A 6,040-nucleotide genomic window follows, 5' to 3' on the forward strand; every position below is an offset into this window, starting at 1 on the left:
AATTTACCTCCATTGAAGTCTATCAAGCCTATGCTGACTATTTCCAAATTATGGCTTTGGTTGAAGACTTAATCTGTGCCGTAGCTACAGAGGTTTTGGGCGGGTCTACTCAGATTGATTATCAGGGAGATAAAATCAGTATCGATCGCCAATATGACTACAGCAATATTTATCCCACCTTCACCGGAAAACATTGGCGGGTTAAAACTATGGTCGAAGCTGTCCGAGATGAAACTGGCTTAGATTTTGATACCTTGGAATTCTCAGAAGCTAAATCCAAAGCTGAAGCGATCGGCGTGAGACTCACAGACTTAAATACTCAAAATTTGGGATATTTACTCTATGCTGTCTTTGACCAAAAGGTAGAATCAACCTTAATTGAACCTACATTTATTATTGATTTTCCCGTAGAAGTAAGTCCCTTGGCTAAACGACACCGTTCTAAGCCGGGATTTGTAGAGAGGTTTGAATTATTTATTCATGGCACTGAATATTCTAACGGGTTTTCCGAGTTAAATGATCCCGTAGATCAACGGCAGCGATTTGAGGAACAATTGGCTCAAAAACAAGCCGGAGATGATGAAGCACACCCCATGGATGAAGATTTTATTCAAGCACTTTCTTTGGGGATGCCTAACTGTGGTGGTATGGGAATTGGAGTTGACCGCCTAGTTATGTTTTTAACTGATACCCAGAGTATCCGCGATGCTATTTTATTCCCAACTATGCGTTCCTTCAAAGATACTTAATTCCCATTAATTTCAGGTCTGTCTGGGGGTAATTATTGATTATCCCCAGACCTCAGCACCATGGCTTTCCCAAACCTTTACTAAAATCATCCTGAAAGTTTACACCAGCCTATGTAATTTCACGGAGTCATCATGTTAAAGTTGCCTTACCATGTACAAATTACCCCAATTTACACCAGGGCTGGTTATGAAAAGCATCTACAAAAGTATCTCATTGACTACCAGCATTATTAGTGCGATCGCCATAAGTATTATTACTGAAACCTCAGCGATCGCCGCCACCTTTAACTTTAGTCAAATCTATACATTTGGAGACAGTTTATCAGATACAGGTAACGCTTATAAAGCCACTAGCGGAGCCATTTTTCAAGGTCTACCCTACTTCGAGCAACGAGCATCTAATGGATTACTATGGGTAGATTATTTAGCCTCAGAATTCGGTTTAAATCCGACTACATTAATCGACCCAGACTCTCCCATTGACGGGGTAAATTTTGCCTTTAATGGAGCGACAACCGGAGATTTTAACGCCTGGATTTTTACCAGGTTGATCAACTCAATTACAGGCATTTATTGCCCCTTTATTAATGTCCGGTCAATCCGCGAATCTGATGCGTTATATATTCTTTGGGCGGGAGCAAATGATTATTTAGGGGGAAGGGAAACTGATGTAAATATCCCGGTTAATAATATTACGCAAGCTGTAAGTTCTTTGTATGGTGTGGGAGCCCGTAATTTTCTAGTGCTAAATTTACCGCAATTAGGAAAAACACCCATTGCCCAATTTAATCCCTTCGACCCAGTTGACCCTTTTAATTCCTTTAACCCAGCCGCACTTAATAGCCTCAGTATCCAACATAATCAAGCCTTACAGCAAGGAATATTAGGGTTAAATCAAAGTTTATCTAATGCCCATATTAGCTTTTTTGATGTGGGTAGTTTATTCGATAATGCGATCGCTAACCCTCAGGAATTTGGATTAACCAACGTAACTGATAGCTGTCTATCCTTAAGATCAGGCACAATTTGTCAGAACCCCCACGAGTATCTATTCTGGGATTATATCCACCCCACTACCACAGCCCATCAAATTATTGCTAGTGGCGTTTATCATCAAATGCAAACAGAATATAATAAGAAATCTGTCCCCGAACCTTCAGCCACTGTAGCTTTAATTGTTTGAGGAGTTGGTGCTATGGTTAAAAAAGGCAAATCGAAGCCACAATAACATCTCCATTCAAGCAACATGATAGGGGTGTATTGATTGTTAGTAGACACACCTCATAATTAGACCACATCAATCTGGATCTGAATCCGTTATCGCGTTTAAGAAAGTGTGAGGAGTAAACTTGATCACGGAAATGAAAGGCGATCCAGATTTGAGTGCTGGTATTTACAAGGAAGGTTTTTCAAATCTATCCCATGTTTTGATTAGGGGGAAATAGGGTCATTGGTTGGGGGATAGTCAAGACAGTTCAACTTACCAATTTTTGGCTAAATATGATTAGGTATCAGTCCCAGATGTTCTCTGACTTATGGCTCGAACTAAATCAACTAATCCATTAGCCAACCGAGACGCAACCACAGTTCCCTCAAACTCAAATTCATGATTTTGTAGGGCTTCAACCAACATCCATTTACCTGTTTCTGTTAATAAAACCATTGGGACTTGGTTTTCTTTATGAATCTCAATCGCCCCAGCATTTTTGAGATCCTCATAGAGTCCCTGATAAATCCCGACTTTCTTACCTTGTCGTTTTTGTTTGACTTTACTGGTCAGATCACTTTTCTTAACCTTAGTCTGTGTTCCTCCCAACGCCCATAATGTCAGAAGCAAACGGGCTTTAGCCTTATCATCCATTTCACCCGTGATGGGTTTCGGTGTATTGTTGTAATCCATTGTTGACATATCACTTATAGATTGAGAGACCAAAATACCATCAGATTGTACAACAAATAATAATTAATCTAATAATTCGGATCATAACTATACCTAACAGCAGATTAGGGACCCAGGTATAAGGGGGAAAGCTAAATCATAGAAAACTACCATATTTCTATGAAATAATGCGATCGCCTTCCCGGGGGATCAGGATCTAAATCATCATTTCACCATTTTTGATGAGATAGCGCCCACCCCCGAGGTATATTGTCCCAACAAGAGTCACCCCCGTTAGCATAACCCCCCATTTGAGGGATATTTAAGCATCCAACCCTCTCCCTGACAGATATGGGAAATCAGAGAATAGCCAAAATCCATATAAGACCCATCAACATATCACCATATCACCATAAATTTTTGTCAAACCTTCCCAGCCAAAATCTATACTGGGTAAGATGTGTGATCAGCAAACGAAGACCTATAAATCAAGACTAGGTTAGGGACAACCACACCATTAACAACAAACTAATCAGGAGAATTTTTAATGTCCGAACTGATTCAGAACGTAATTGAGAGCGATGAGAAACAGGATCTGCGACAATTTTATAGTGAACTGAGAATCTCCGAGAAGCGATATTTACTCCGCAATGATATTCTACAAGCCTTTGCTGATTATTGCCTAAAATTTCAAAAAGCCGCTCATTTTGTCGATAGTTCTCACCTCAGTAAACTGATTTACTATACCCAAGAAATTATTCTCGAAAATGAAAGTATTTGCTTGATTGTACGTCCCCAGATAGCCACCCAGGAAAGGTTTCGTCTCCGACCTGATCTATCGGTTGATGTGATGAGTGTTCAGGAATTGCTGGATTTACGCGATCACTTCGTAGACCATCACCATCCCCATGATGGCAATGTTTTCGCCATAGACTTTGGCCCCTTTTATGACTATTCTCCCCAACTGCGAGACTCGAAAAATATTGGTAAAGGTGTCCGTTATCTCAACCGCTATTTATCCAGCAAACTCTTTCAAGACTCTAATCAGTGGCTGGAATCTCTGTATCAATTTCTCAGCCTCCATTCTTATAATGGCTTACAATTACTGATTAACGATCGCATCACTAATCAAAACCAACTTTCCTACGCCATTAAAAAAGCCATTTCATTACTTAATAAACGTTCTCCAAAAGAACCTTACGAAAAATTCCGGTTTGAATTGCAAGAAATTGGTTTTGAACCCGGATGGGGAAATACCGCCAGACGAGCTTTGGAAACCCTAGAAATACTTGACGAACTTCTGGACTCTCCCGACCATCAAGTATTAGAAGCATTCCTCGCTCGGATTCCCATGATTTTCCGTATCGTTTTAGTCTCTATTCATGGCTGGTTTGCTCAGGAAGGAGTCTTAGGTCGTCCTGATACGGGGGGTCAAATTGTCTATATTTTAGACCAAGCGCGTAGCTTAGAAATGGAACTCGAGGAAGAATTGAAACTCTCCGGCTTGAGTGTTTTGGGAGTCCAACCCAAAGTGATGATTTTAACTCGTTTAATTCCTCATAGTGATGGGACTCGTTGTGATCAACGATTAGAAAAAGTTTATGGGACTAAAAATGCCTGGATTCTCAGGGTTCCCTTCCGGGAATTTAACCCTAATGTTACCCAAAACTGGATATCTAGGTTTGAGATATGGCCTTACCTAGAAACTTTTGCTATTGATGCGGAAACTGAAATTTTGGCGGAGTTCCAAGGTCGTCCTGACTTGATTGTTGGCAATTATTCTGATGGTAATTTAGTCGCATTTTTGCTGTCTAAACGCCTGAATGTTATTCAGTGTAATGTGGCTCATGCTTTAGAAAAATCTAAATATGTGTTTAGTGATTTGTACTGGCAGGATATGGATGATAAATATCATTTCTCCTTGCAATTTACCGCAGATTTAATTGCTATGAATGCCGCTAATTTCATTATTAGCAGTACCTATCAAGAAATCATTGGCACTACTGATAGTGTGGGTCAATATGAGTCTTATAAGTCTTATACTATGCCCGGTTTATATCATGTGGTCAATGGTATTGAACTATTTAGCCCTAAATTTAATGTGGTTCCCCCTGGTGTAAATGAGACTATTTTCTTCCCCTATACTCGCACGGAAGAACGCATATCCAGCGATCGCCAACGGCTAGAAGAGTTGATTTTTTACCTAGATGACCCTAACCAAGTGTTTGGTAAATTGGCTGACCCAACCAAGCCGCCCCTATTTTCAGTCGCTCGTTTAGACCGAATTAAAAATATCACGGGTTTGGTAGAGTGCTATGGTCAACATCCCGAATTGCAAGAAAAAGCTAACTTGATTTTTATTGCTGGAAAACTCCGGGTAGAAGATTCGAGCGACTATGAAGAAGCCGAAGAAATTAAAAAGATGTATCATCTCATTGAGCACTATAATCTTTATGATAAAGTCCGCTGGCTCGGTGTCCGACTTTCTAAAACTGATACCGGAGAAATGTATCGGGTAATTGCTGACCATCATGGTATCTTTGTCCAACCTGCTCTCTTTGAAGCCTTTGGGTTAACTATTTTAGAAGCCATGATATCCGGTTTACCTACCTTTGCTACTCAATTCGGGGGCCCTCTGGAAATTATCAAAGATAAAATTAATGGCTTTTACATTAACCCCACTAACTATGACGAGACTGCTGCCAAGTTAGATGAGTTTCTGGTTCGATGTCAATATAATATCGGTTTCTGGAATGAAATTTCTCAACGGGGAATGGATCGGGTTTACAGTAGCTATACCTGGAAAATACACACTTCTCGATTGTTGACTCTTACCCGCGTCTATGGGTTCTGGAAATATGTCTCTAAGGAAAAACGCGCCGATATGATGCGCTATTTGGAGGCTTTATTCTATTTGATCTATAAACCCAGGTGCCAGGAGTTATTGCAACAGCATCTACAACGTTAGAAATGGGTCTAGTCCCGGCGAACTTGGTAAGAGATTTCGGCGATTTTGGATCGGTTGGAGGCTGTCGGAAAACCGATCCGGATGTTAGAATACGATCTGGTACGCTTAACTAACAGCTATAACCTCAAACCATAACACGCACACTTAGTCCTATGGGTATCAAAACTGCTATCATTGCTGGCCTGATGGCTTTAGCAATTCCCGGCTTTACAGGTCCCGCGATCGCCACGTCCGGGACTACATCGGCGATCGCTGAGTCCGAAGTTGAACGACTTCTCAACCTAACTCAAGATCGCAGGCGTTTCTCGGATAATCAAAGTCCCTTCTCGGAACCTTTTTATCAACCCCGTGAGGAAATTCGCGAAGAAACTACCTTTGCTGAACCTTTCTATCAACCCCGTGAGGAAATTCGCGAAGAAACTACCTTTGCTGAACCTTTCTATC

At 40.8% G+C, this 6,040-nt stretch carries 4 protein-coding genes; 3 read left to right on the forward strand and 1 reads right to left on the reverse strand.

Going from position 1 to position 6,040, the window contains the following annotated elements:
- On the forward strand, positions 1 to 749 hold a 749-nt coding region (locus P5674_RS09955; protein WP_315641019.1), incomplete at its 5' end, for an amino acid--tRNA ligase-related protein.
- Between the two features lie 187 nt (positions 750 to 936).
- On the forward strand, positions 937 to 1,932 hold the full coding sequence (locus P5674_RS09960; protein WP_006620052.1) for an SGNH/GDSL hydrolase family protein: 996 nt from the start codon (positions 937 to 939) through the stop codon (positions 1,930 to 1,932).
- A gap of 321 nt (positions 1,933 to 2,253) precedes the next feature.
- Here the strand turns inward: P5674_RS09960 and P5674_RS09965 are convergent, their stop codons facing one another.
- Entirely contained in the window at positions 2,254 to 2,658 is a 405-nt protein-coding gene (locus P5674_RS09965; protein WP_008057218.1) for a hypothetical protein, read from the reverse strand.
- Between the two features lie 517 nt (positions 2,659 to 3,175).
- Here P5674_RS09965 and P5674_RS09970 point away from each other — a divergent pair.
- Complete coding sequence (locus tag P5674_RS09970) at positions 3,176 to 5,596, forward strand: sucrose synthase (RefSeq protein WP_006620050.1); 2,421 nt, start codon at positions 3,176 to 3,178, stop codon at positions 5,594 to 5,596.
- Positions 5,597 to 6,040 lie beyond the last annotated feature (444 nt).

Source organism: Limnospira sp. PMC 289.06, from assembly GCF_032350395.1.
GTDB classification, from domain to species: Bacteria; Cyanobacteriota; Cyanobacteriia; order Cyanobacteriales; family Microcoleaceae; genus Limnospira; species Limnospira platensis.

Excerpts from the sequence above, each read along its gene's own strand:
- P5674_RS09965 (WP_008057218.1), bottom strand. The coding sequence starts at position 2,658 with ATGTCAACAATGGATTACAACAATACACCGAAACCCATCACGGGTGAA.
- P5674_RS09970 (WP_006620050.1), top strand. The coding sequence starts at position 3,176 with ATGTCCGAACTGATTCAGAACGTAATTGAGAGCGATGAGAAACAGGAT.
- P5674_RS09960 (WP_006620052.1), top strand. The coding sequence starts at position 937 with ATGAAAAGCATCTACAAAAGTATCTCATTGACTACCAGCATTATTAGT.